Source organism: Fischerella sp. PCC 9605 (genome assembly GCF_000517105.1).
Lineage (GTDB): Bacteria > Cyanobacteriota > Cyanobacteriia > Cyanobacteriales > Nostocaceae > PCC9605.
Genome location: NZ_KI912148.1, coordinates 743,470 through 768,697, shown reverse-complemented (window position 1 = coordinate 768,697; position 25,228 = coordinate 743,470). Strand labels below are relative to the sequence as shown.

The window sequence follows — 25,228 nt, the reverse complement described above, 5'->3', positions numbered from 1 at the left end:
AACCCCCTATAAGTGCGCACTGCATCCCCTTTGGAGCGCGCTGTCTCACCAAAGCACTACTTCCCCAACGCACTGGCTTTTCTGCCTTTACTAGTGACTGCGACTGGTAATAAAGTGTGCTAATGCCACTAATGGTTCTGCCTCCTTGCCAAAAGGCTCTAATTCTGCACAAGCTCCCTCGATTAGCTGTTGAGCTTGTTTTCGTGATTTTTCAATTCCCCAAAGGCTTGGATAAGTTACTTTCTGTGCTTTTTGGTCTTTGCCTGCACTTTTGCCCAATTGCTCTTGGGTAGCAGTGATATCTAGGATGTCATCAATAATCTGAAATGCCAGCCCAATATTCTTAGCATAGCGAGACAGCCGTTGCAAATCTTCCTCAGATGCCCCTGCTAAAACACCACCACAAACTACACAGGCTTCTAAAAGTGCACCGGTTTTGTGGTTGTGAATAAAATTTAACGTTTCCAAAGAAATATCTGACTTTCCTTCAGATTCTAAATCGAGTACTTGACCACCAACCAAGCCAGCAGCTCCCACTGCACGTCCCAGATGGGCAACAACTCGCAATACTCGTTCTGTTGGCACATCTTTGGTATTAAGGGCTACATATTCAAAAGCGTAGGCTAATAAGCCATCCCCAGCCAAAATTGCGACATCTTCACCATAGACTTTGTGGTTCGTCAGCTTACCACGACGATAATCATCATTATCCATCGCAGGCAAGTCATCGTGAATCAAAGACATGGTGTGGATCATCTCCAAAGCACAGCCAGTTGGCATTGCCATGGCGATGGTGCCGCCGGTCATTTCACAAGTAGCCAAGCAAATTATGGGACGCAGACGCTTGCCTCCAGCTAAGAGCGAGTAGCGCATTGCTTCGTAAATCTTTTCTGGATAACGCACGGGAATAGCCTGCTCCAAGGCTGCTTCACAAAGCTTTTGTCGTTCTTTTAAATAGCTGATCAGGTCAAAAGTTGCTTTTTCTGGAGTTTGTTTCAGGTTATCCGCTGCTACCATCCTTGATTTCCTTAAATTTATGTTATTTACGTAACAATTTTAAAGGTCTTTGGAACTGAAAAAATGATGAACGATGAATGATGAATGATGAACGATGATTTACAACAATTCATAATTCATAATTTCTTTTGCCATTCATCCCCACATCTATCACAACAGCGCCTGTTTTAACCATTTGGGATGTAATTAGTTTTGAATGATCTACTGCTTTGGCGATCGCAGGAGCTAGCAGCGATCGCGAATATGTTCCTGTTACTGTTGAATCAGCTTCCAGCAGTAAGGCTTTACCATTGAGTCGCTTGGCAGTTTTTGTTTCCATCAAATTAACAGAAGTATACTAGCCTTGGTGTTGCTGCCTGATGCCGTAGCCTTTTTGAGGAGCATTCACCATATCCTATCTTCTCAGATTGGTTGCTTCAGTTGAGAGTGTATTTTTAGTTGCCCAGAACATAGTTATAAATGGGTTATAAATAGACCACTTGCAAAACAAAAAATACTTTTGCACTTTTGTAGGGGAAGGGCAAAGGCTAAAGGGGAAAGGTATTTTTCCTTTCTTTTCCCCTTACCCTTTACCCCTTTCCCCACCGAAGGCTTTCCCCCGACAACTTCTACGAAGTCTAATCGGAACCGATCCATTTTCAATTGCGACAAGCTAACCACTGATGCCAAAATTCTCTTAAAGTGTATCTATTATGCTACAGGTGAAAAAAATCTACCGTGTTTTTCCAGTGATGCACATGGGATTGACCTGTGTGTTGATGGCAGGATTAGTCAGTTGCAGTAACTTTAGTTTTTCGGGAATGAATGCGATTGGTGCAAATATTACTCCAATTCAGGAACTGCGATCGCAGCCAGACAGCAACACAACAGTATATATCCAAGGTAAGGTCGAAAAAAAAGCTCCTCTGCTCAAGCGCCAAGCTTATCTCATCAATGACGAAACTGGGCAAATATGGGCGATCGCCAATCAAACTAATTTGCAAGTCGGAGACCAAATAGTAATTAAGGGTAAAATTCGCTACCGCAGTATTCCTTTGGCTGGTAAAGAGTATGGGGAAGTATATCTAGAAGAAGAGTAATAATGAGAACGTAAAACTCCCTCATCATAGTTTATGAACAAGCAACCGGTGCATGTAGCGATCGCTATTCTCTACCAAGAAAACAAGTTTCTACTACAATTGCGGGACAATAACCCTAATATTCCTTACCCCGGTCACTGGGCGTTTTTTGGCGGACACATCGAACCCGGTGAGACTCCAGATGTAGCGGTAAAGCGAGAGATTTTAGAAGAAATTGGCTATAGTTTGCCACCAACAGTTTCTAAGTTTGGCTGTTATGGCGATGATAAGGTAGTACGTCACGTCTTCCATGCACCGCTGTTGGTGGAATTAAATCAACTGGTTCTCAACGAAGGTTGGGATCTGGGCTTGGTAACATCAGAAGACATTCGCTTAGGTGCGAGTTACTCAGCAGTAGCAGGCGAAGTCCGACCTTTGGGGCCAGTGCATCAGCGAATTTTGTTAGATTTTATGGAGAAGGGAATGGCAAATGGGGGAATTCTGGAGTGGGAGAGTGGGGGAGTGGGGGCTGTGGGGGAGTGGGAGATGGGGGGATGGGGAGAATAACCACTAACTACTAACTACTAACCACCAACAACTAACAACCAACCACCAACTACTAACCACCAACCACTAACCACTAACAATCAACAACTAACAAATTCCTATCCCCGAATGATGATGGAATCAGCAAACAAACTGCCCAGATGGTTAACTTTAGCCTTAGCATTTCCCCTTACCATCCTCAATGGTTGGGTATTGCTTCAGGTAATTAATTATTTTCAACCTTTGGTAAGCATTTTTGTTGCCGCCGTCCTCTTAGCTTTTATTCTGGATTATCCCATCCGCTTTTTCCAGAAACAAGGCGTGCAACGTAACGTAGCTATTTCGGGAGTCTTGTTGTTAGCTGTATTAATATTGGCAGCTGTAGGTATCACCTTAGTACCGCTAATCATCCAACAACTCAATGAACTGGCTAACATTTTGCCCACATGGATTGATTCTGGCAGACAACAATTGCAAGCGTTCCAAAATTGGGCAACTACAGAACAGTTACCAGTTCATTTAAGTGGCTTAATACCTCAACTTCTCGATAGAATATCCAACCAAATTCAAAATTTCACCGGTCGGATACTAACTCTAGCTCTAGATACCATCGGTAGTCTAGTCAATGTCTTGCTGACAGTAGTGCTGACTTTCTACTTAGTTTTTAACGGAGAACGTCTCTGGGATGGTATGTTTCTGTGGTTGCCATCGCGTGTCGGATCACAAGTGCGCCAGTCATTGCAGGAAGATTTTCAAAATTATTTTATTGGTCAGGTGACATTGGCTACTATCCTGGCATCAGGAATTACACTAGCGTTTTTAGCGTTGCGGGTTCCTTTAAGTCTACTGTTTGGGCTAGTGATTGGTTTTTTTGCTTTGTTTCCCTTTGGTACAGGAATTGGTATTAGTATTGTGAGCTCGTTAGTGGCATTAAATAATTTTTGGTTGGGAGTAGAGGTTTTAGTTGTAGCGGTGGCGATCGACCAATTTAATTATAATTTTGTGGCTCCTCGTATTCTTAGTAATTTAACTGGTTTAAATCCCGTTTGGGTAGTGATTTCATTATTAATAGGGGCAAAATTGGGAGGATTACTAGGGCTATTAGTTGCTATACCTTTGGCGAGTTTTATTAAAAGTGTTGGCGATAATTGGCGTGAGGGGAGATTTAGTGAAGCACCTGAGGAGGAGAAGCAACAAGATAATATCAAGCTTGAAAAAAGCCAAATGTTATCGTAGAGCAATAATAGAATATACGAGTAGAGACGCGAAATTACCCTGCGGGAACGCCTGTGGCGTACGCGTCTCTACAAAGGATTGTGGGCTTATCACCAAGCGTATTGCTTTATATTCCCACTGCGATGCTCCGAAGGAGCGGTCTTTGACCATCGCAACTATTAGGTAATATCCCAATTACCAATTACCAATCACCAATTACCGACACAGGCGGATAATATAAGTGTTCAAGCGGACATGATAGGAGAGTGTCAAACTTCAGTACCTATTGCCAACCGCACTCCCCAAAATAATATTAAAGTTGCGATCGCCAACCAGTCACGTTTTTTGAGCCGTAAATCGTGCCACCTGACCTGATGTTCGCTAGGGCTGGTAAAACCCCGCACCATCATTGCATTTGCCATTTGTTCTGCCCTTAATAGCAGATTTTCTAATAGTCTCTCTGCTACTAGCAGCCAAACTTTAACTGCTCCTTTGAATCCTAACTTTTTCCAATTAATTGCTCTCGTCATAATCGAGCGAATTAAATTCTGTACTTCTTCTAAAACTAAAGGTATAAACCGCAAAGATAAAGTCAAAGTTAGTGTAAGTTCGGTGACAGGTAACTTAAACCTTCGCAAAGGTTGCATTAAGCTTTCGATCCCGGCTGTAATTTCTTCAGGTGCGGTTGTGAGCAGATATAAGTTAGTGCTGTAAATAACAGTAAATAATATCGTACTCAAACTGATCGCTAAATCTAGCGAACGGCGAGTAACTTTGACTGCCCCTTTTTCAAATAGTACGTAACTGTAGTTTTGTTGATTTTTTGCTGGTAAAGGTGCAACAGTTTTTGAAGTATTTGGGTTTGATGTTGCTGTTAAGACTGCTTCATTAGCTGGCAATCTGGGTTGATATTTTATACCAAGCCCATCAGGGCTAATAGCGGCGATCGCTAACACAAAAAAGCACAGCATCAACAGCCAGCCCATCTGTTGTTGCCAAACTCGCTTGGGAATTCTGGCGACTAAGGTAGCAATAATCAACAGTACCACTAGCAGCACTCGCCACAAGTTGTTAGCAAAAACGTAGGTTGTCAGAAAACTCATCAACCAGATGAATTTGACTCGTGGATCGAGTTTATGCAACCAAGTTTGGGGTTGTTCTAAGTAAAGACCAATTGGTAGCGATCGCAGTAAATCCATTTTTTAGTTATCAGTCATTAGTCATTGGTCATTAGTGAGCCAGCGCGCTCCAAAGGGGGTCTCCCCCATGTAGACGCCCGCAGGGCGGTGAGACCAGCCCCCGTCTTGGCTTTTGCCTTTAGGGGGGACTGGCGTAGACGCGCGCAGCGCGGCTTCTCGTAGAGTACCCGGAGGGCTTCGGTGCAGGGTGCGACTGGCGTAGACGCGCGCAGCGCGGTGAGACCAGCCCCCTCAGGAGTGAGACCACTTCCCGTCTTGGCTTCTGCCTATAGGGGAAAGTGGCGAACCCGAAGGGCTTCTGCCTTTAGGGGGGACTGGCGTAGACGCGCTTTACTCGGCTTCTCGCAGAGTACCCGTAGACGCGCGCAGCGCGGCTTCTCGCAGAGTAGGGCTTCTCGCAGAGTACCCGCAAGGGTCATTAGTCATTAACAAAGGACAAATGACAGATGACAAATGACAATTATTAAACGCGGGCAGCTCTATTAACATTAGCATTTTCCACTTCCCGAGCTTTTTTACTCCGCCACAACAACCGGATAGGAGTACCCTTAAACCCTAGTTGTTGCCGGAATTGTCGCTCGATGTAGCGGCGGTAGTTGTCGTTAAAGCGTTTAGCTTCGTTGACAAATAATGCTATTGTAGGCGGCTGGGTGCTAACTTGCGTACCGTAATAAATTTTGCCCTGTTTTCCACTTCGACTGACTGGCGGCGAATGCCAACGAGTAGCTTCTTCTAAAACTTCGTTAATTACCGATGTGCTTACCCGACGTTTGTGTTCCTCTGCTGCCTGATTTACCAATTCCAAAATCTTTTCTACCCTTTGTCCAGTCAAGGCACTGACAAAGATTGTTTCTGCCCATTCAGTAAAATGCAGTCGTTCTTGCAGATGTTTTTCGTAATCGTAAATCGTGTAAGAGTCTTTTTCGACTGCATCCCATTTATTTACCACAAGAATGCAGGCTCGACCTTCTTCTATCACTCGCCCAGCTAATTTTTGGTCTTGTTCGGTGACACCATCAAGGGCATCTATCACTAATAAAACCACTTCAGCGCGGCGAATTGCTTTGAAAGCCCGGTTGATACTAAAGAATTCGGGGCCATATTCCACATTTTTCTTTTTCCGAATTCCCGCTGTATCAATCAAGCGGTAAGTTTGCCCGTTGCGTTCAACAATTGTATCAATGGCATCGCGGGTAGTACCAGAAATTGGGCTAACTATCGCCCTCTCTTCGCCCACAAAAGCATTCAAGAGACTCGATTTCCCAACATTTGGGCGTCCCACAATTGCCACATTAATTTCATGAGTTTCTGGAACTTCTGTTACGGGTGGTAGGTAAGCAATCAGTGCGTCAAGTAATTCTCCTGTGCCGCTACCATGAATAGCAGAGATGGGAAAAGGTTCGCTCAATCCCAAGTTCCAGAATTCGGCAGCTTGAATTAAACCTTGTTGTGGAGATTCACATTTATTTACAGCCAATAGCACAGGTACGGGTTGTTGTCGCAACCATGCAGCGATTTCTTCATCAGCTACTGTTGGGCCTGTGGTACCATCAACTACAAAAATAGCAGCACTGGCTTCTGATAGGGCTGCCATTACCTGTTGGCGAATCAGTGGTAAAAATTCGGTGTCATCATTGAATACTAAACCACCAGTATCGACAACCAAAAACTCGCGATCGCCCCAGAAAGCAGGTAGATAAGTGCGATCGCGCGTTACTCCCGGTTCATCAAAAACAATAGCAGATTGCTCGCCCGCCAAACGATTGACGAGGGTAGATTTGCCCACATTTGGGCGACCAATAATAGCAACAATAGGAAGTTTCATCACTAGATGCAGAATACTGCAAATCTTTATTGTAGCGATTTGAGCTTACACTATTGTTTGCCTGCGAATAAAAGGGACTGGGGATTGGGTATCGGGGATTGGGTATCAGGGATCGGGGATTGGGAATTGGGAATTGGTTTTCTTACCTATGCCCGATGCCCATTGCCCATTGCCCATTGCCCCAGTCCCTATTCCCCAGTCCCTTGTGTGCATCTGCGGTCGTAATTCAACTACCTCTTACTTTCTGCCTCACCTTGTGCCAGATTAACCCAGCCACAATCAACCCCAAACCCACTTGCCAGATTGAGGACTCTACCCAGAAAGCCAAAAATAAACAAGATAAAAGACCCAAAAACGCTACCCATTTGGGATAAAGTTGCTCATGGGGTTCCAGTCTTAAGGCGGCTAAGTTAGTAATTGCATAGTAAATCAAGACGCTAAAGGCACTAAAAGACCAAGTTGTTTTGACATTCCCTAATAAAACCAGCAGGGCGATCGCTACTCCAACGACTACTACAGCCCAGTAGGGAGTAGTTTGTTGTTGGTTCAAACGTGCTAAAAATCTGGGGGCATCGTGGCGGCGTCCCATTGCTAGTAACACGCGGGATAAGCCTAAAATCAAGTTCAGCAATACACCCAGCATTGCTGTCATTGCCCCAACTGCTAAGATAAAAGCACCACCGACACCCGTAACATTACGGGCAGCCACTTCCAAGGGAGCAGCTTTTGTCTGCTGAGTAGCATCAGCTAAGACATCTACTCCCACAGCCCCAATCGCAACTGCTGCCACTGCCATGTAAAGCAGCATTGTCAGCAACAGACATACTATCATCGCTTTGGGAATCGTTTGTCTTGGCGATCGCGCTTCTTCTCCTAGAGTGGCGATGCGCCCATAACCTGTATAAGCGACAAACATCAACGCACTAGCATGGAGTAAGTTTGCCGGAGAACCTGTAAAAAACGGCGTAAAATTATCGACTCCAACTTGGATAGCACGAGGGAAACAAGCCAGGACAAAAAACCCCAAAGATAATAGCGTTACCGATACAATCGCAATATTGGTAAAATTCGAGCGACGGATACCATTTAAAACAATCAGCGTCATCACCGCTACAGCTAAAAGGGCTGTGAACACAACCCAAGCCGAACTTACACCAAACAGATTCAGCAAGTATCCAGCAAAACCCAAGGCAGCAGTGGCAGCGGAAGCTGTCTTTGCCACCAAAAACATCCAGCCGGCTGTAAAGCCAAAGGCGGGATTCAGGTATTTGTAACCATATTCATAGGTACCACCACTAACGGGGTGATTTGCTGCCAGTTGGGCGCTGCTGAGTCCATTACAGGTAGCCACAAGCGCCCCAATTGCTACTGCCAAAATCACCGCAGGTCCGGCAATTCCTGCGGCAATCCCAATACTGACAAATACACCTGTACCAACAATTGAACCCAACCCCATTAAGGTAGCACCAAACACACCTAACTCTCGTCTCAGTTGGGGTTGTGGATTGGTTACAGGCATATTTTTAATCTCCTCCTTTTGATTGCACCATTGATAAAAAAACTATTTAATATTTCCATTATTCAGGATTTAAGTTAAATCGAGGTAATGCCTCTCAAAGTCAAGCAATACATGCACGAGCAAACATGGGAAACAGAGAAATTATTAGTAAGTTAAGAGTGACTTTTGGAGCTAAACTTCGCTCTATCAATGCTGGTATTTTGTCTCGCTGGATTTTATATTTTCAAAGTCAACCACTAGCAGTTAGCCAAAAATCAGCCATGGTGTTTTCTCCCCACCAAGATGATGAAACTCTAGGCTGTGGTGGTACGATCGCCCTCAAACGGTCACTAGGAGTGCCTGTACAGGTGGTCTTTCTGACTGATGGACGCTATGGTAGACCTGAGTGGATTCAACCAGAAAGAATTACAGATATCCGCCAGCAAGAGGCTGTAGACGCCTTACAAATTTTGGGAGTTGCCAATTCAGAAATTCACTTTCTCAATCAAATAGATAACTCTTTGCAAAATCTGCCTAATGACCAACGCCAAGATCTAGTGACTCGGTTAGCTCAACACCTACAGTCTTTTATGCCAGAAGAGGTTTATGTTCCCCATAAAAAAGACTTTCACGACGATCATGAGGCTACTTACAAGTTGGTTCAGGAGGCGATCGCCCTATCGGGAATCCAGACCGAACTATTACAATATCCAATTTGGATGTTTTGGCAAAATCCACTGTCTTTTAGTCTCAAGTTTGAGGATGTAGCTGATGCTCGCCGATTAGCAATCTCTGCTGTTATAGATAGAAAAAAACGAGCGATTGAAACCTACCGTTCTCAACATCCTGGCTTACCTAGTGGTTTTCTAGAGCGTTTCTTTTTGCCCTATGAGATTTTTTTTAAGGATTGAATAAGAGTCAAGAGTCAAGAGTTGTAGAGACGTGCCATGGCACGTCTGTACAGAGTCAAAAGTCAAGAGTTAACTGTAAGATCCCCTACTTCTGGTCAGAAGTTGGGGATCTGTCTTGTTTTGGCTGGTGCGATCGCTTGAGAAGTATCCTAAGCTTCGACTTTTACACCTCTCCAAAAGGCAACATAACCCTCTATCTGCTTCGCCTTTTCTTTTGCACTGGGATAGTACCAAGCAGCGTCTTTGTTGGTTTGTCCATCTACTTCGATACTGTAGTAACTAGCAACACCTTTCCAAGGGCAAGTGGTGTGAGTGTCACTTTCCTTGAAGTACTGTTTGTTAATTGCATCAGGGGGAAAGTAATGATTACCTTCCACGACAACAGTATTGTCGCTTTCGGCTAAGACAGCACCATTCCAAGTTGCTTTCGGCATAACTAAGAGAATGTGAATAAACGTTACAAGTAATATTTTGACACTTCTGCGGTTTCAATACCTTGGGGCTTTAATGGTATGTGTGACAATTGAAAAGGAAGCTAAGTCAGCACTGTAACAGACAGACCGCAAAAAAGCAATTGCAGCCTTAGTGCAACTGCTACAGTCAGATGATGTGCCTGTCCACATCTGTTGGCAGGTAGAAAAAAGTTTAGTGAAAATAGGCACAGGCAATGAAATGGCGATCGCTGTCTTGGTGCAACAAGCGCAACCTAATAATGTGGATGACTTCATCCGTAGGCAGGCAGCAAAAAGCTTAGAGGAAATCGGCACAGGCAATGAAAAAGCGATCGCAGCCTTAGTACAGCTGCTGGAATCAAATAATTTGGATTACGAGACACGTAGGCAGGCAGCAAAAAGCTTAGGGATGGTCGACCCTGGCAATAAAATTGCGATCGCAGCTTTGGTACAAATGTTGCAATCGAATATCAAGGACTATATCACCTGTATGCTAGTAGCATCTAGCTTGATTGACATTCTAAATAATAATCAGAATAGCTTTGCGGTAGTCAAAGCTTTAAGTGGTTATTGGCAATTCGATTCTCATTGCTACAATGTAATCTGGAATTGTGCCCAAAATATGCCTTACCCAGATTTCTATCAAGCTTGGCATCAGCATAATATTACTACTCGTGCGATGCGAAGCCTAGCGAGAATCTTCAGAATGTTTTGAGTAATTTTGCAGCAGCAACGTTATGAATGCTTGAACGTTGGTAATGACAACTTGTACATTTGTTGCGAACACAGAAGCCTTGGTTATAAATGCTTGAACGTTAGTTACAACAGCTTGTTTATTTGTTGCAAATGCTTATGCAATCGTTGCAAATACTTAAGCAAAACTTATAAATATAGAAGCTGTCGTTACAAATGCTTGAACGTTAGTTACAACAGCTTGTTTATTTGTGGCAAATGCTTATGTCTTCGTTATAAACGCTTAAACAAAACTTATAAATCACGATGCCTAGCAAAATATAGCCATTCTCGTTTTGATGCCAAACATGATAGGAGACACTCTCTACGAAAAACCTTGTTCAAATTGGTCAATGGCTTTTATTTCGTCTGAAATCTGGACGCATTGTTCCAATAAAGCAATATTTAGTTTTGGCAATAATTCACTCAACATAATCTGTTCGTAGCCGTAAGTATCTAAAAACTCAGATGGTGTTTCTTCCCGCAAATGGTAAAGTCTGAGTCGATTGATTTGCCAAATCCAAACTTCAGCAACTCCCAAGCGTCGGTAAATTTCTAGCTTGTCAATGCTACCGCTGGTGACAATCACCTCTATAGCTAAGTCTGGGATATCTTTTTTCTCGCCAATGCAATAACATTCATCTGGTTCAACCCCAGCTTGCTTGAGTTGTTTTTTAATAGTGGAACTCCCCATCGGACTGAAGCGAATTCGCTGAGAGTAGAGATAGCGTTCTATCAAAATAGCCAAACGTTTTTTGATATTTTCATGTCTGATAGACGGTGACACAATTTCTAATATTTCATCTAAGTAAGTGACACGGTAATGAGAGTTATCTTCTAGTTTGGCTAGTAACGCTTCATACATTTGCCAGCTTACACCACTAGTGATGAATTTTTCCTCTGGGTCATCAATGTGTGCAAGTTCTGGGTGATTTAAGAGTTCCTTAAGGCTGCTGACCATTGTTTTCTGTCTCCTAGTAAAGTTTCGCTGGTTTTTTTAGGTCATGCCTTTTGCTTGTTAGCTTTAACTACCTATATTATGGCTACTGTTTCCCATTATTATCGCGACTTCCAGCCGGGAGTATTGTTAAAATCCTGATATCTTCATAACTACCCACGCAGAAAGCCCCGAAAAAGCGATCGCCATGTCTCAGTATCCCAGTTTATAAGCAGCGCTGAAATATCACTTCGGTTACGATAACTTTCGCCCCGGACAGCGGCAAGTGATCGAAAATGCGCTTTCTAATCGGGATTCGCTGATTGTCATGCCTACTGGTGGTGGAAAATCTTTGTGCTTTCAACTACCAGCACTGATCAAAAAAGGTTTAACAGTGATGGTATCGCCTTTAATAGCCTTAATGCAAGATCAAGTAGAAGCACTGCGAAAAAATGGGATTGCGGCAACATTTCTCAATAGCAGTCTCAATTCTTATCAAACGCGATCGCGCGAACAATACATTATCCAAGGTAAAGTTAAATTACTCTACGTCGCTCCAGAACGTCTTGTCAGCTAAAACCATCGGTGCGTTAGCCTTTGGCGTAACGCACCCTACTAATCTCTTGATTTTTCCTTCTCATGCCTAAATCCTATACTATATAACAGCAAAATTCACCTTCACGACAATGAAAGCAATTGAAGTTAAGGGAACTGTCGATGAATTCGGTCAACTTTCTTTAGATGAACCGTTGACTTTGGCAAAACACAGCCGCGTTCGAGTCATTGTCCTAATTACGGAAGAGAATGAAGAGGATGAGGAAATTGTTGAGTCTGCAAGCGAAAGTTTTCGTCAGGGTTGGCACGATGCTATGAGTGGAAATACTGTGCCTATCTCTCAACTATGGGAAGGGATTGATGCAGAGTGAACCACCCTTAATTCAGGTCGAAGCAACTGCCAAATTCCAACGCAATTTGCGTGTTTTGGCAAAGAAGTATCGCAGCATTCGTAATGATGTTCAACCAATTATTGAACAACTGCAATTAGGAGAATTACCAGGAGACCAAATACCTTTATCGCGACTTCCAGCCGGGAGTATTGTTAAAATCCTGATATCTTCATAACTACCCACGCAGAAAGCCCCGAAAAAGCGATCGCCATGTCTCAGTATCCCAATTTAGAAGCAGCGCTGAAATATTACTTCGGTTACGATAACTTTCGCCCCGGACAGCGGCAAGTGATCGAAAATGCGCTTTCTAATCGGGACTCACTGATTGTCATGCCCACTGGCGGGGGCAAGTCGCTGTGCTTTCAACTACCAGCACTGATCAAAAAAGGTTTAACAGTGGTGGTATCGCCTTTGATAGCCTTAATGCAAGATCAAGTAGAAGCACTGCGAAAAAATGGGATTGCGGCAACATTTCTCAATAGCAGTCTCAACTCTTATCAAACGCGATCGCGCGAACAATATATCATCCAAGGTAAAGTTAAACTACTCTACGTCGCCCCAGAACGTCTTGTCAGTGACAGATTTCTGCCATTTCTAGATTTAGTACATCACCAAGTTGGTATTTCTGCCTTTGCCATTGATGAAGCACACTGCGTTTCTGAGTGGGGACACGACTTTCGTCCAGAGTATCGCCAGTTGATATTACTGCGAAAACGTTACCCTGATGTTCCAACTTGGGCACTCACTGCCACCGCTACAGATCGCGTTCGTAGTGATATCATCCAACAACTGGGGCTAAAAGAACCCAGCATTCACATCGCCAGTTTTAACCGCCAAAATCTTTACTACGAAGTCCGCCCCAAAAAAAAGAATGCCTACGCAGAACTTCTAGAACTCATTCGCGAAACCCCAGGTTCTGGAATTGTTTATTGCTTGACACGTAAAAAAGTTGATGAAATTACCTTTAAACTGCAACATGACAAAGTTTCTGCACTACCCTATCATGCAGGTTTAACAGACGAAGAACGCACTCAAAATCAAACTCGATTTATTCGCGATGATGTGCGGGTGATGGTAGCAACTATTGCCTTTGGTATGGGCATTAATAAACCGGATGTGCGCTTTGTCATTCACTCTGACATACCCCGTAACTTAGAGAGTTACTATCAAGAATCAGGTAGGGCAGGCAGGGATGGAGAACCTTCGCGCTGTACACTTTTCTACAGCTATGGTGATGTCAAAATCATAGAGTATCTCATCAATCAAAAGAGCGATTCCCAAGAACAGTTGATTGCCAAACAACAGCTGCGGCAAATGATCGATTACGCTGAAGGTACAGACTGCCGCCGCACAATTCAACTGAGTTACTTTGGGGAACGCTTTACAGGTAATTGCGGCAATTGTGATAACTGCCGCTATCCCAAACCAGTGCAAGACTGGACATTGGAAGCAATGAAATTTTTATCTTGTGTGGCACGCTGTAAAGAAAAATTTGGCATGGGCCATATTATTGATGTGTTGCGAGGAGCAAAAACTCAGAAAATTACCCAATACGAACACGATAAACTATCCACCTACGGTATTGGTAAAGATAAAAGTGCGGATGAGTGGCGGATGCTGGGACGTTCCCTGTTGCATCAAGGTTTGCTCGAACAAAGCACCGATGGTTACGCAGTTTTGAAACTGAACGCCCTCAGTTGGGAAATCATGCGGCGACAGCGCACCGTTTCTGTTGCCGTTTCCGTAACACAAAAGATTACTTGGAACGAAGGAAGCACCCAAGCAACAGAGGCAGAATTGCTATTGCAGAGGTTGCGTTCTCTTCGGAAAAAACTTGCTGACGAACAGTCTGTACCACCTTACATTATCTTTGCCGATTCTACTCTCAAATTAATGGCTCAAGTCAAACCCCAAACGAAAGACGAATTCGCCAAACTTTCCGGTGTCGGCATTCATAAACTTGCTCAATATGGTGAAAAATTTATTGCCGAAATTCGTGCTTACTGCCAAGAATTAGGATTGCAAGAGCAAAAAACTAATCCTACATCTTTTGTTAGTTTTCCTTCAAATACAGAATTACAAACTTTAGAGTTATATCAACAAGGCTTGAGCATCTCAGAAATTGCCAAAAAACGTAACCTGAGTCCGAAAACGATTACCGGTCATATTGCCAATTTAATTGAGAAGAATCAACTTGGAGATTTAAATCAGTTAGTGCCTGTAGAGAAGCAGCAAAAAATATTGCAAGTATTAAACACCCTTGGGGATGTTGCTCTTACCCCTATCAAAGAATATCTTGGTGATAGTTACAGCTTTGAAGAAATTCTGTTTGTCAGGAGTAAATGGCGGCAGCACAGTCGCAATTGATATTAAAGTCTATCCTAGAGTAGGCACGCTAGCTCAACATTCTCTTGGTGTCTTTGTGTCTTAGTGTTTCAGTATTTTCAAGATAGATATCAGAAAACGTATCCACAGAAGTAATTTTGGCGATCGCGGTTGTGTCCCTACTCTTTTGACCCTGCAAAATACAATTGTGCAATCAAAGATAGTACTTCCCTCACCCCGCCTGTCGGCACCCCTCTCCCAATTTGGAACAGGGGAGGGGGAGAGGGCACGAATTGCTATATCTGAACACAACTTGGTATGAAATCGTTAGAATGAGATTAATATCAAATCCAAATTCATCAGCCCTTGTTACCTAGCGATTGGAACTAGGAGCATAGGTTTTGTAACGTCTGCATATGCAGGCTTGAGAAAGCGTGTATATTTCAACTGGATTTGATATCACCTACACATTCAGAGTAGTTAAAAAGCCAAAAATTAAGGCTAAACTCTGATGGCTACTAGCGCTAGTAGTCAATATTTTGCTTATGAATCGGGAATAAAGATAACCTTTGGTTTTCGCCAAATGAGAAAGTCGGGAATATGACAATTTATGTCCTATTCTCCGCTCTATATATCCCATTTCTGCTCACACATTGATAACCAATTTTCAAATCACTGCTTATGAATCGTCTCACAAATTTGTTTCAGAACAGAGCTATTTTGTGGATCGGTGTTTTTTTGGTGCTTGTTGCTTACTGGGCAATAGTTAACCTAGCAATGTAATATCAAGTCCGGCTAATTCATGTTCATTAAAAACCCTCACCCCCCCTCTCCCAATTTGGGAGAGGGGTGAGGGCAGATATGATGTTTGTTCGGCTTCGCGTTTGGGTCAAAGCGATCTAGGTGTGAATCGTAACCGCGTAGAGACAATTAGAGCAAAGTTAAACCAGATACAACAAAACCACCGTTAGCTAGAGGAAAAGCGACGGCTGGCGCTTTAGGATAATAAGAGTTGTATCTCATGAAGTGGCTGGCCATGAGTCAAACAGTAATTCCACCCATACTCCAACCCATAACTGTTCCACCAATGGATCGGTTTAACCAGGAGTTAATTGAAAACCTCCATCCGCCGAATTGGGTTAACCCTGAACCTGCTCCTTGTTACAATTTGGTGATTATTGGTGCGGGTACTGCTGGATTAGTGACGGCAGCTGGTGCAGCTTTGTTAGGTGCAAAAGTGGCTTTGGTGGAAAAGCACCTGATGGGCGGTGATTGCACAAATGTGGGTTGTGTACCGTCGAAAACCATGATTCGTTCGGCGCGTGTGGTTGCAGATGTGAAGTATGCCGGAAAATTTGGTATTGGCACTCCTCACTACATTAATATTGATTTTCCGGCAGTGATGGAAAGACTGCGAAGGATACGGGTAGAAATTAGTCCCCATGATTCTGCTAAGCGGTTTCAGCAGGAGTTTGGAGTAGATGTATTTTTTGGCAAGGCACATTTTTATAGCCCTGATACGGTAGAAGTTGCACAGAAAACTTTGCGATTTAACAAGGCAGTAATTGCTACTGGTTCGCGTCCCAAACAACTACCAATTGAAGGCTTAGAAGCAGCTAAATATCTTACTAATGAGACAGTATTTTCTCTGACACGACAACCAAAGCGACTTGCTGTCATCGGTGGAGGTTACATCGGTTGTGAATTAGCTCAAACCTTTCGCCGCTTAGGCTCAGAGGTGATCTTGCTGCAAAAAGGTTCCCATTTACTGAGTCGGGAAGATGCTGATGCGGCGGCGATCATCCAAAAAACTTTTGTGCGAGAGGATATTCAGTTGATTCTGGGGTCGAACGTTCACCGCGTTGAACGTGAGGATGCAGACAAGGTTATTTACTACGAGGTGAATGGACAAGAGAACAAGCTGAAGGTGGATGAAATTTTGGTTGCAGTAGGGCGATCGCCTAATGTTGAAGATTTAAATCTAGAAACTGTAGGTGTTAAATGTGACCAAGACAAGGGGATAATTATCAACGATTACCTACAAACAACTAACCCACGTATATATGCAGTCGGGGATGTCTGCATGAAATGGAAATATACCCATGCAGCTGATGCGGCGGCGCGAATTGTCATCCAGAATGCCCTATTTTCGATTTTGGGACTGGGAAGAAAAAAACTAAGTTCGCTGATTATGCCTTGGTGTACCTATACCGATCCAGAGGTTGCCCATGTGGGTATGTATCCTCAACAAGCTGAAGAGAAAGGCATTGAAATTGATACTTTTTACATTCCTCTGAATGAAGTGGATCGGGCGATCGTTGATGGTGAAGCAGAAGGTTTTGTCAAGATCCATGTCAAAAAGGGAACTGACAAGATTCTCGGAGCAACTATTGTAGGGCGTCACGCCGGAGAGATGATTAACGAAATTACCTTGGCGATGACAAATAAATTGGGATTAGGGGCGATCGCCAAGACAATTCACCCTTATCCCACCCAATCAGAAGCAATTCGCAAAGCAGCCGATGCTTATAATCGCACTCGTTTAACTCCCTTAGTGAAGAAACTAACTTCTACCTGGTTGGCTTTGAGACGTTAAATGTTTGTTGTTTGTTGTTTGTTGTTTGTTGTTTGGATTTAGAACCACCAACCACCAACCACCAACAACTAAGATTTACCTGACGGATCGGCAGCATGAATTAAATCTGGCTGTTCTTCGCTTGCTGGACGCTGAATTACCTGTTCAGCAGCAGGCCTTGCTTGTTCCCTAAACTCGTCCAGTTGTACGGGTTTACCTGTTTGCGCTGAGGCGATAATTGCCCGGATAATGCGAACATCCGCCAATCCTTCTTCTCCAGAAGGTTCTGGATCTTTTCCTGTTAGCACGCAATCTGAAAAATAGACAATTTCTGCGGCAAACTGATCGCCCGCAGGATAAGATTTTTCCTCGGTTTGGTTGTCAATGGTGATTTGTTGCTTCAGTTCTCCTTGATAGGAGTATGCAGAATCCATCCGCAGGTTGCCTTTTGTTCCCAATATTTGCAAAGTGGAAACTGGTGCTACACCAAAGCTAGAAGTAAAAGTTGCTAGTTTATCCCCAGGGAAACGCAGGATAGCACTAGTCATTTCGTCTACTTCTTCAAAGCGCTTTTCGCCGTTATTAGCACAGAAAGCAACAACTTCTGTTGGTTCGTCTTGGAACAGGTAACGAGTAGCATTAATGCAGTAAATACCCATATCGTAAACTGTGCCGCCGCCATTAGAAATTGGCTCTAAGCGCACGTTACCTTCCGCAACCTGCTGAGAAAATAGAGAGTTAAAAACGCGGGGTTCACCAAGTTTTCCTGATTTGACAATCTCTACTGCTTGCATATTTGCTTTGTCAAAATGCAAGCGATAGGCAATCATCAGTTTGACATTATTTTCTTGGGCAGCGCGAATCATTTGTTCGCACTCTTGTTCTGTCACTGCCATCGGTTTTTCACAAAGTATATGCACCCCTGCATTCGCTGCTTTGACAGTGTATTCACAATGCAAGTGATTGGGTAGGGCGATATAAACTGCATCAACTGCGCCACTTCTTAAAAAGGCTTCGTATTCTTCATAGGTAAAAGCAGGAACACCGTATTTCTCGCTAAGTTCCTGACGCTTGATTTCATCTTCAGAAAACAATGCCACTAATTCAGAGTTTTCTGCATCAGCAAAAGCAGGCAAAACAGTTTCTTGGGCAATCCAACCCAATCCAATAACGGCATAACGGACTTTGTTTTTGCTGTTTGTTTGGCTTGCATTTGTCATATTATTTACCTCAAATGCGGTCAACTAAGTTGCGATTGAACGCCGATGCTGCAAAAACCACTCGTATAGTTCTGGATTGTTATAAGTTTGCGTCCATGAGTCATGATCGGCTTCTGGGTAGACTGTGAACTTCACACTTGCGCCACAATCTCTCAGCGCTTGCACCATTCTTTGCGACTCACTTAGGGGTACAATACGATCGCGCGCGCCATGAAATGTCCATATAGGCAGATCCTTCAAGTTACAGGCTTCTTCGGGATTTCCACCACCGCAAATTGGTGCTATGGCTGCAAACCGATGTGGTTGCGCTGCTGCTAAACGCCACGTACCGTAGCCACCCATGCTCAAACCAGTCAAGTACACTCGATCTACATCGACACGGTAAGATGCGATCGCCTCATCTAAAAGAGTACTCAACACGTCTACAGACCAGTATTTACCACGCGGACACTGAGGAGAAACTACAATGAATGGAAAACTTGCCTGTTCCTCTACAATCTTGGCGACTCCGTGCGTTTTGACATACTCTAGATTAGAACCTCGTTCTCCCGCACCGTGCAGAAATAAAATCATCGGCCAAACAGACTCTTCTGTTTGATAGCCTTGAGGCAAAAATAGTAAGTAGTTGTAGCCGCCAGCGCCAGTAACTTGTCTTTGTAGCAATAACATAAATTATCATCGCCTGCGAACAGCAATTGTGTAACTCGGTCGCTGTGACGGTTCTCGTTGCGTTTTCACAAGCCGCAAATCACGATCTACATATATATGCTCAAACAGCGGACTGGCTAAGTATGTTTTTTCAAATTTCTTGATTGTATTTTTGTCCAAATTCTCTAATTTGAGTGTTTTTGGTAATTCACCTTTTTCCAGATCTGGCTTAACTTTAGAGTTAACTACATCAGTAAACCAATTATCAGCATCATCAATGGTTAGAGGAATTTCTCTGTTTCTAAATGCTTGAAAAATTCCTACATTTTGAATGCACCAGTTATCATTGCGAACTGCATATCTTTGCATCACCATGAAATCGTAAGTAGGTAACTTTGATGCAACTTTTTTCCAGAAAGACGACTGATGACCTGGTGCATAACGGGCAATATTAGCATAGAAGCCATCGTCATGAAAAATTTGATAAGACTGTTCGCCTATCCGTCCTGGCAAACTATCGTGGAAAGGTATAGTAGACCATATTGGTGTCCACACACCAAGCACAATTGGTAATTGATCTGCAACTACAGGAAAAGGATTGCGTCGGCTCAATTCTTCAAAATACAACTGCAATTCTTGATTGTAAAAATTTACTTTAGTCTTTAAAGGTTCTGTATCTCGACCTTTAACTAGTTCCAGTAGTTCATTTTTGAGTTCTTGCGTACTGCGGTAATTTAGCTTGTCAGCAACTATAAGGTTTACCATTGCGGTAGATACTCCAATAATCTTAAAATTGGTTGGTAGTTGGCAGTTAGTAGAGACGTGCCATGGCACGTCTCTACATTGGTAATTAGTTGTTTGTTGGTTGTTGTTCCAAACAACAACCAACAAACAACTAATTACCACCAAATCCGATTTCCGTTTTCATCAACCCGTGCTTGTCGAATTACATCAGAAATTTCTTCGGCATCCTTGACATGGTGGAGTGCCTTTTTTTCACCATTTGGATATTCCACAATAAAGTAAGTGGGTACTTTAATCCAGTCTCCCGTAATGTCAGGAACATCTACCGCAACCTGCTTGCTTTTCTCTTCAATTGTTTGAGATCGATCAATTCTGTCGCCTGGATTTACTGTTAAGTTTTGTTCCTTAACGTTTGGTTCTTCTTGAGCATGCCAATCTTCACTTACAGGTTGGTTTATTTGATTTTTTTCCTGAGTATTCATAGAATTATCTCACTCTTTTTCAATTCAAAGATCGCTTAGTAAGTCTAGTAAGTCAGCGTGAATAAATTTATGACTAGTGTTGGCTGTTAGTAGATAGTGGTTAGTGGGAAACTACCAACTACTTAAATTTACTTTAGACAATCAAAATCTCGATTAACTCTTTCATTAGGTGGAATTGACTTTTATGCAAGTTGGTAGGTATAAATCAAAAGGTTTTTGTGAACTACAACTAACAATGAGACATAACTGGACAATGGCGTGACAAAAGCTGAAGAGATGACAGAACACGGATGCTGATGCTGCCGTTGTGATATTTTTTCAGAGACTGAGCTAGCAAAAGTTTCTTCTGAAGAGGTCGCTGTGAATTTCAAAGGTACGGAAAAGGAAAAACTTCATATCTTTGATACTTTCCCGGACTTCTGCAAGAGGTCTGTTAAAATAATTATCTAAGTTCAAGAAATAAATAATATTTATTATTTACCCTCACTCTCAAGATAGAGGATTTTAGAATAAGATATATGTCATAAGAGATAGGCGTGAATAAAGTTTTACATATTTTTGTAACTATAATAAAAAATGCCAGACTTTGAACAGTCTCTAAAACAACTGGCCGATCGCAATTTAGCTCGACAGCAACAGGCAAATGGACAAGCCAAGCTGACAGCAATCGCCTACGAAGAACAGGCAATGGTGCTTCAACTTGCCAATGGTAGCATCCAGGCTTGCAATCCCATAGCTGAGCGTATTTTAGGACTGACAGCAGAGCAGTTAATCGGGCGTAATTGGTTAGATCTGCCCTGCAAAGCTATTTGTGAAGATGGTTCTCCTTTTTCTGATGCAACTCATCCAGCTATGGTTGCCCTACATATGGGCAAAGCTTGTTTGAATGTTGTTATGGGTTTAGATCGACCACATGGTCAACTAGTCTGGCTATTAGTTAACTCACAACCTCTGTTTCTACCAGGAGAAAATACACCCTATGCCGTTGTCACAACTTTGGCGGAAATTACGGCATTAGCAAATCTGGCAGAGGATATTACCGAGCAACGGCGTACAGAATTTGCCCTGCGGCAGAGTTATGAACGATTTGAACTAGCGGCAGCAGCAGTTAATTGCCTAATTTACGATTGGGATATTCAGAATGATACTTTAGAAAGGACTCAGGGTCTGACTGAGCTTTTAGGCTATACCTTAGCAGAAACTGAGCCGACTTCAAAATGGTGGCGATCGCGCATCTATCCCGGTGACTTACAAAAAGCTCATGACGACTTTACCGCTAGTCTGGCAAAGGGAAATCGTTTTTGCACTCAGTACCGCGTCCGTCATAAAGATGGCCACTACGTCTGGGTGGAAGACCGGGGATTGGCAGTGCGGGATGAAAACGATCGCCTAGTAAGGGTAGTTGGTGTCACCGCCGATATTAGCGATCGCAAACAAGTAGAAGCAAATTTGCGAGAAAGTGAAGAACGCATTCGATTGGCAACAGCAGCTGCTGAGTTGGGAATGTGGTTTTGGAATCTCAATACCAATACACTCGTGTGGACTCCAAAGTGTAAGCAGTTGTTCGGACTCCCTGCCAACACGGAAATGAGTTACGAACTTTTTTTGAATTGTTTACATCCAGACGATCGCGATCGCATCCATGAAGCAGTCACCAGCACTCTGGAAGGAAAAGTTGATTGTGATATTGAATACCGCACGATTTGGCCTGATGGTAGCGTGCATTGGATCGCAGCCAAAGGTCGGTGTTTATACGATGCAATGGGCAAGCCAGTACGGATGATGGGTACAACTCAAGACATTACCCAGCGCAAGCACACCGATGAAGCACTGCGTCAAAGTGAAGAACGCTATCGCACGCTTGCTGAGGCTATCCCCGAAATGGTCTGGACTACAAATGCACGAGGCTTGGCAAATTACGTTAATCAGCGGTGGATCGATTACACAGGCTTAAGCCTAGAGGAAACTCTTGGATATGGATGGCAAAAAGTGCTGCATCCTGAAGATCTAAAAGTAATTATCCAACGATGGCAGCAATCAGTGCAAGCAGGAACACTCTTCGAGAGTGAACAGCGTTTCAAGAGAGCAAGTGATGGCACATATCGTTGGCATTTAGCAAGGGCCTATCCCCTCAGAGATAACCAAGGACATATCGTCAAATGGTTCGGCACGTGTACCGATATTCACGATCAAAAACAGATCGAAGCACAACGCGCCCAGTTGTTAGAGCGAGAAAAAGCCGCCCGTGCAGAAGCAGAAGCAGCAAACCGGATCAAGGATCAATTTCTGGCTATTCTCTCCCACGAATTGCGATCGCCCCTCAACCCCATCCTTGGTTGGACAAAACTACTCAAAAGCCGCAAGCTAGATCCAGCAGCTACAGGACGTGCTTTGGATACCATCGAGCGAAATGCAAAGTTACAGATTCAACTGATTGATGACTTGTTAGATGTTTCCCGCATTCTTCGAGGTAAGCTGAGCTTAAATAATGCTGCGGTAGATTTAACATCTGTAATTGATGCGGCTTTGGAAACCGTACGATTAGCCGCACAAACCAAAAAAATTCAACTTGAATATGTACTCTCTTCCGGAGAGAGTGGAAGAACTTCTCCCCATCCCCCCATCTCCCCCTCGTCTTACATCGTCTGGGGTGATTTCAATCGCTTGCAGCAAATCGTTAGCAATTTACTTTCCAACGCTGTTAAATTTACACCTGAAGGCGGCAAAGTAGAAGTGCGCCTATCAAAGGGACTGGGGACTAGGGATTGGGAACTAGGGACTGGGAAAGAGTTTTCCCAATACCCAATCACCAATCCCCAATCCCCAATCCCCTATGCCCAAATCACAGTCACAGACACAGGCCTTGGTATCGCACCTGAGTTTCTGCACTATGTATTTGAATACTTCCGTCAAGCAGATAGCAGTACAACTAGGAAATTTGGCGGACTGGGACTAGGATTGGCAATAGTTCACCACTTGGTTGAATTGCACGGCGGTATTGTTACGGCAGATAGTCCGGGAGAAGGGCAAGGAGCAACATTCACCGTCAAGTTGCCCCTGATGAAGAAGATAGAGGGAGAGGGGGAGACAGGGAGAGAGGGAAAAGATACTCCTTCATCCTTAGCTGGACTGCGGATACTAATAGTTGATGATGACACCGATACGCGAGATTTTCTTTGCTATTTGTTAAAAGAATATGGAGCAACAGTAACTGTTGCAGCATCAGCAGGCGCAGCTTTAGCTGTGCTAGCACAGTCGCAGCACGATCTCTTAATTAGTGATGTCGGGATGCCTGAGATAGATGGCTACGGTTTGATTCATCAAATTAGAGCCATGTCACCAGAACGCGGCGGCAATATACCAGCGATCGCGCTCACTGCCTACGCCGGAAATAGCGATCGCTCACGGGTATTAGCAGCTGGTTTTCAAATCCACATCGCCAAGCCACTGGACGCAGATCAATTACTGATGGCGATCGCAGATTTGTCTAGAAAAAGGGGTTAGTGGTTAGTGGTGAGCCAGCGCGCTCCAAAGGGGGTTCCCCCCATGAGCGACTGGCGTAGACGCCCCTTGTGGGCGGCTTCTCGTAGAGTACCCGGAGGGTTAGTTGTTCGTTGTTGGTTCCAAACAACTACCAACCACCAACAAACAACAAAACGACTATTGAATTTTGAAGCTAAATATGGTATTATCACGAGCTATAAAATAGAGCTTATGAACGTGAGTATATCTCAATCAACAAAAAAACCGCGTGTCTTATCCTGGCAAGCGGTTTTCTCGTTAATTACATTTGTTTTCATGTACCTGCCAATCTTGGTACTTGCCTTTTACAGTTTCAATCAGTCGCCTTATAGTGCCACATGGCAAGGTTTTACTTTAGATTGGTATCGCCATTTATTCAGCGATGAACGGATTTTATTAGCATTGAAAAACAGTTTAATCGTAGCTTTTAGTGCCGTAGGTATTTCAGCAGTGCTGGGAACTTTGATGGCTGTAGGATTGGCGCGTTATCAATTTCCGGGTAAAGCGTTGTATCGCGGTATTTCTTACCTACCCTTGATTATTCCTGATATTGCGATCGCCGTAGCCACCTTAGTTTTTCTGGCAGCATTTGCTATTCCTTTGAGTATATGGACTATTATCGCAGTGCATATAGTATTCTGTCTCGCCTACGTTGGTTTAGTTGTTTCATCCAGGCTAACTAACTTAAATCCCCATCTAGAAGAAGCTGCACTAGACTTAGGAGCTACACCAGTGCAAGCTTTCACAAAAGTATTATTACCCCAGTTAATGCCTGGTATCATCGCTGGGTGTCTGTTGGCATTTGTCCTGAGTTTGGATGACTTTCTCATCGCCACTTTCACTGCTAGCAGTGGCGCCAGTACCCTACCAATGGAAATTTTCAGCCGCATCAGAACAGGAGTCAAACCCGATATTAACGCCCTCAGCGTCATCTTGATTTTAGTATCTGCAATCATCGCTTTTGTCGCTGAATTGATTCGCGCTTCATCTGAAAAAAATAGTCATTAGTCATTAGTCATTGGTTAGTAGTTAGTTGTTAGTGGTTAGTTGTTATTCTTCCCTTCTCCCCATCTCCTACTCTCCCACTCCCCCACAGCCCCCAACCCCAGAGGGGACCCCGAGCCCCCACTCTCCCACTCTCCCTCTCGTCACGAGCACTTGACAACAGCAAAAGGCTCCAGTAATATTCTTTGTAAAGTGGAAATTCGTGTGGTCATATTTATATTTAAAAAGTTCTAAGGTACAGATACACAAGTAAATAAAGAAATTCTTCATCTGTACGACCTTGTGTGTGGGTGTTGCCAGGTGAAAATTTGTTTGTGTTTATTTGTCCATATATCTGTTTTCGATGCTATATAGATAGTGTTGGGCTTAC

21 protein-coding genes and 3 pseudogenes are annotated in these 25,228 nt (G+C 43.5%); 13 read left to right on the top strand and 11 right to left on the bottom strand.

From position 1 onward, the window contains the following. Positions 1 to 90 precede the first annotated feature (90 nt). Positions 91 to 1,017, bottom strand: a complete 927-nt coding sequence (gene crtE, locus FIS9605_RS0105785; protein WP_026731737.1) for a geranylgeranyl diphosphate synthase CrtE — start codon at positions 1,015 to 1,017, stop codon at positions 91 to 93. Positions 1,018 to 1,126: 109 nt separating this feature from the next. Then, positions 1,127 to 1,336 (bottom strand): hypothetical protein, encoded by a 210-nt coding sequence (locus FIS9605_RS0105780; RefSeq protein WP_026731736.1) that lies wholly within the window; start codon positions 1,334 to 1,336, stop codon positions 1,127 to 1,129. A 373-nt stretch (positions 1,337 to 1,709) separates the two neighbouring features. Between FIS9605_RS0105780 and FIS9605_RS36350 the strand changes: the two genes are divergently transcribed. From FIS9605_RS36350 to FIS9605_RS0105760, 3 genes and pseudogenes are all read left to right on the top strand, one after another. Beyond that, positions 1,710 to 2,096 carry a hypothetical protein gene (locus FIS9605_RS36350; RefSeq protein WP_051469935.1) on the top strand — a complete coding sequence of 129 codons (387 nt, stop codon included), beginning with the start codon at positions 1,710 to 1,712 and terminating at the stop codon, positions 2,094 to 2,096. A gap of 33 nt (positions 2,097 to 2,129) precedes the next feature. Next, positions 2,130 to 2,567: pseudogene (locus FIS9605_RS36345) on the top strand (NUDIX hydrolase); the annotation flags it as partial. A gap of 189 nt (positions 2,568 to 2,756) precedes the next feature. After that, positions 2,757 to 3,857 (top strand): AI-2E family transporter, encoded by a 1,101-nt coding sequence (locus tag FIS9605_RS0105760; RefSeq protein WP_026731734.1) that lies wholly within the window; start codon positions 2,757 to 2,759, stop codon positions 3,855 to 3,857. 248 nt (positions 3,858 to 4,105) lie between these two features. Here FIS9605_RS0105760 and FIS9605_RS0105755 read toward each other — a convergent pair whose 3' ends face one another. The 3 genes from FIS9605_RS0105755 to FIS9605_RS0105745 form a co-directional block, all read right to left on the bottom strand. After that, positions 4,106 to 5,035 (bottom strand): energy-coupling factor transporter transmembrane component T family protein, encoded by a 930-nt coding sequence (locus FIS9605_RS0105755; RefSeq protein ID WP_026731733.1) that lies wholly within the window; start codon positions 5,033 to 5,035, stop codon positions 4,106 to 4,108. A gap of 463 nt (positions 5,036 to 5,498) precedes the next feature. After that, positions 5,499 to 6,860, bottom strand: a complete 1,362-nt coding sequence (gene der / locus FIS9605_RS0105750) for a ribosome biogenesis GTPase Der (protein ID WP_026731732.1) — start codon at positions 6,858 to 6,860, stop codon at positions 5,499 to 5,501. Between the two features lie 226 nt (positions 6,861 to 7,086). Further along, entirely contained in the window at positions 7,087 to 8,379 is a 1,293-nt protein-coding gene (locus tag FIS9605_RS0105745) for an APC family permease (RefSeq protein ID WP_026731731.1), read from the bottom strand. Positions 8,380 to 8,504: 125 nt separating this feature from the next. Between FIS9605_RS0105745 and FIS9605_RS0105740 the strand changes: the two genes are divergently transcribed. Beyond that, entirely contained in the window at positions 8,505 to 9,269 is a 765-nt protein-coding gene (locus FIS9605_RS0105740) for a PIG-L deacetylase family protein (protein ID WP_051469934.1), read from the top strand. A gap of 149 nt (positions 9,270 to 9,418) precedes the next feature. Here FIS9605_RS0105740 and FIS9605_RS0105735 read toward each other — a convergent pair whose 3' ends face one another. Then, positions 9,419 to 9,703, bottom strand: a complete 285-nt coding sequence (locus FIS9605_RS0105735; protein WP_026731729.1) for a DUF427 domain-containing protein — start codon at positions 9,701 to 9,703, stop codon at positions 9,419 to 9,421. Between the two features lie 151 nt (positions 9,704 to 9,854). Between FIS9605_RS0105735 and FIS9605_RS0105730 the strand changes: the two genes are divergently transcribed. After that, positions 9,855 to 10,436 carry a HEAT repeat domain-containing protein gene (locus FIS9605_RS0105730; RefSeq protein ID WP_026731728.1) on the top strand — a complete coding sequence of 194 codons (582 nt, stop codon included), beginning with the start codon at positions 9,855 to 9,857 and terminating at the stop codon, positions 10,434 to 10,436. A 342-nt stretch (positions 10,437 to 10,778) separates the two neighbouring features. Here the strand turns inward: FIS9605_RS0105730 and FIS9605_RS0105725 are convergent, their stop codons facing one another. Continuing rightward, positions 10,779 to 11,414 (bottom strand): Uma2 family endonuclease, encoded by a 636-nt coding sequence (locus FIS9605_RS0105725; RefSeq protein WP_026731727.1) that lies wholly within the window; start codon positions 11,412 to 11,414, stop codon positions 10,779 to 10,781. A gap of 214 nt (positions 11,415 to 11,628) precedes the next feature. Here FIS9605_RS0105725 and FIS9605_RS0105720 point away from each other — a divergent pair. From FIS9605_RS0105720 to lpdA, 6 genes and pseudogenes are all read left to right on the top strand, one after another. Continuing rightward, a pseudogene (locus tag FIS9605_RS0105720) lies at positions 11,629 to 11,964 on the top strand (DEAD/DEAH box helicase); the annotation flags it as partial. 112 nt (positions 11,965 to 12,076) lie between these two features. Then, a complete protein-coding gene (locus FIS9605_RS0105715; RefSeq protein WP_026731725.1) occupies positions 12,077 to 12,316 on the top strand; it encodes a type II toxin-antitoxin system RelN family antitoxin in 240 nt (79 codons plus the stop codon). Further along, positions 12,306 to 12,458, top strand: a pseudogene (locus FIS9605_RS36340) (type II toxin-antitoxin system RelE/ParE family toxin); the annotation flags it as partial. The gene FIS9605_RS0105715 and the pseudogene FIS9605_RS36340, both read left to right, overlap by 11 nt. Positions 12,459 to 12,547: 89 nt before the next feature. Then, on the top strand, positions 12,548 to 14,704 hold the full coding sequence (gene recQ / locus FIS9605_RS0105705) for a DNA helicase RecQ (RefSeq protein WP_026731724.1): 2,157 nt from the start codon (positions 12,548 to 12,550) through the stop codon (positions 14,702 to 14,704). Between the two features lie 794 nt (positions 14,705 to 15,498). Next, positions 15,499 to 15,633 carry a DUF1499 domain-containing protein gene (locus tag FIS9605_RS42435; protein ID WP_331280953.1) on the top strand — a complete coding sequence of 45 codons (135 nt, stop codon included), beginning with the start codon at positions 15,499 to 15,501 and terminating at the stop codon, positions 15,631 to 15,633. A 65-nt stretch (positions 15,634 to 15,698) separates the two neighbouring features. Next, entirely contained in the window at positions 15,699 to 17,258 is a 1,560-nt protein-coding gene (gene lpdA, locus FIS9605_RS0105700) for a dihydrolipoyl dehydrogenase (RefSeq protein ID WP_026731723.1), read from the top strand. 68 nt (positions 17,259 to 17,326) lie between these two features. On the opposite strand, the gene FIS9605_RS0105695 is transcribed toward lpdA, so the two are convergent. The 4 genes from FIS9605_RS0105695 to FIS9605_RS0105680 all read right to left on the bottom strand — a co-directional run bounded on the left by FIS9605_RS0105695 (position 17,327) and on the right by FIS9605_RS0105680 (position 20,331). Next, entirely contained in the window at positions 17,327 to 18,457 is a 1,131-nt protein-coding gene (locus FIS9605_RS0105695; protein ID WP_026731722.1) for a Gfo/Idh/MocA family protein, read from the bottom strand. 24 nt (positions 18,458 to 18,481) lie between these two features. After that, positions 18,482 to 19,126 (bottom strand): prolyl oligopeptidase family serine peptidase, encoded by a 645-nt coding sequence (locus tag FIS9605_RS0105690; protein ID WP_026731721.1) that lies wholly within the window; start codon positions 19,124 to 19,126, stop codon positions 18,482 to 18,484. A gap of 6 nt (positions 19,127 to 19,132) precedes the next feature. After that, positions 19,133 to 19,870, bottom strand: a complete 738-nt coding sequence (locus FIS9605_RS0105685) for a hypothetical protein (RefSeq protein ID WP_026731720.1) — start codon at positions 19,868 to 19,870, stop codon at positions 19,133 to 19,135. 134 nt (positions 19,871 to 20,004) lie between these two features. Next, a complete protein-coding gene (locus FIS9605_RS0105680; RefSeq protein ID WP_026731719.1) occupies positions 20,005 to 20,331 on the bottom strand; it encodes a hypothetical protein in 327 nt (108 codons plus the stop codon). A 576-nt stretch (positions 20,332 to 20,907) separates the two neighbouring features. On the opposite strand from FIS9605_RS0105680, the gene FIS9605_RS0105675 reads away from it, so the two are divergent. Both FIS9605_RS0105675 and FIS9605_RS0105670 read left to right on the top strand, forming a co-directional pair. Beyond that, on the top strand, positions 20,908 to 23,835 hold the full coding sequence (locus FIS9605_RS0105675; RefSeq protein WP_026731718.1) for a hybrid sensor histidine kinase/response regulator: 2,928 nt from the start codon (positions 20,908 to 20,910) through the stop codon (positions 23,833 to 23,835). A 210-nt stretch (positions 23,836 to 24,045) separates the two neighbouring features. Continuing rightward, positions 24,046 to 24,861, top strand: coding sequence for an ABC transporter permease (locus FIS9605_RS0105670; protein WP_331280952.1), 816 nt, complete (start codon positions 24,046 to 24,048; stop codon positions 24,859 to 24,861). Positions 24,862 to 25,228: the final 367 nt, after the last annotated feature.

What these genes read in the sequence shown, in the direction of transcription:
- crtE (WP_026731737.1), bottom strand. Translation starts at nt 1,017, where the DNA reads ATGGTAGCAGCGGATAACCTGAAACAAACTCCAGAAAAAGCAACTTTT.
- FIS9605_RS0105780 (WP_026731736.1), bottom strand. Translation starts at nt 1,336, where the DNA reads ATGGAAACAAAAACTGCCAAGCGACTCAATGGTAAAGCCTTACTGCTG.
- FIS9605_RS36350 (WP_051469935.1), top strand. Translation starts at nt 1,710, where the DNA reads ATGCTACAGGTGAAAAAAATCTACCGTGTTTTTCCAGTGATGCACATG.
- FIS9605_RS0105760 (WP_026731734.1), top strand. Translation starts at nt 2,757, where the DNA reads ATGGAATCAGCAAACAAACTGCCCAGATGGTTAACTTTAGCCTTAGCA.
- FIS9605_RS0105755 (WP_026731733.1), bottom strand. Translation starts at nt 5,035, where the DNA reads ATGGATTTACTGCGATCGCTACCAATTGGTCTTTACTTAGAACAACCC.
- der (WP_026731732.1), bottom strand. Translation starts at nt 6,860, where the DNA reads ATGAAACTTCCTATTGTTGCTATTATTGGTCGCCCAAATGTGGGCAAA.
- FIS9605_RS0105745 (WP_026731731.1), bottom strand. Translation starts at nt 8,379, where the DNA reads ATGCCTGTAACCAATCCACAACCCCAACTGAGACGAGAGTTAGGTGTG.
- FIS9605_RS0105740 (WP_051469934.1), top strand. Translation starts at nt 8,505, where the DNA reads ATGGGAAACAGAGAAATTATTAGTAAGTTAAGAGTGACTTTTGGAGCT.
- FIS9605_RS0105735 (WP_026731729.1), bottom strand. Translation starts at nt 9,703, where the DNA reads ATGCCGAAAGCAACTTGGAATGGTGCTGTCTTAGCCGAAAGCGACAAT.
- FIS9605_RS0105725 (WP_026731727.1), bottom strand. Translation starts at nt 11,414, where the DNA reads ATGGTCAGCAGCCTTAAGGAACTCTTAAATCACCCAGAACTTGCACAC.
- FIS9605_RS0105715 (WP_026731725.1), top strand. Translation starts at nt 12,077, where the DNA reads ATGAAAGCAATTGAAGTTAAGGGAACTGTCGATGAATTCGGTCAACTT.
- recQ (WP_026731724.1), top strand. Translation starts at nt 12,548, where the DNA reads ATGTCTCAGTATCCCAATTTAGAAGCAGCGCTGAAATATTACTTCGGT.
- lpdA (WP_026731723.1), top strand. Translation starts at nt 15,699, where the DNA reads ATGAGTCAAACAGTAATTCCACCCATACTCCAACCCATAACTGTTCCA.
- FIS9605_RS0105695 (WP_026731722.1), bottom strand. Translation starts at nt 18,457, where the DNA reads ATGACAAATGCAAGCCAAACAAACAGCAAAAACAAAGTCCGTTATGCC.
- FIS9605_RS0105690 (WP_026731721.1), bottom strand. Translation starts at nt 19,126, where the DNA reads ATGTTATTGCTACAAAGACAAGTTACTGGCGCTGGCGGCTACAACTAC.
- FIS9605_RS0105685 (WP_026731720.1), bottom strand. Translation starts at nt 19,870, where the DNA reads ATGGTAAACCTTATAGTTGCTGACAAGCTAAATTACCGCAGTACGCAA.
- FIS9605_RS0105680 (WP_026731719.1), bottom strand. Translation starts at nt 20,331, where the DNA reads ATGAATACTCAGGAAAAAAATCAAATAAACCAACCTGTAAGTGAAGAT.
- FIS9605_RS0105675 (WP_026731718.1), top strand. Translation starts at nt 20,908, where the DNA reads ATGCCAGACTTTGAACAGTCTCTAAAACAACTGGCCGATCGCAATTTA.
- FIS9605_RS0105670 (WP_331280952.1), top strand. Translation starts at nt 24,046, where the DNA reads ATGAACGTGAGTATATCTCAATCAACAAAAAAACCGCGTGTCTTATCC.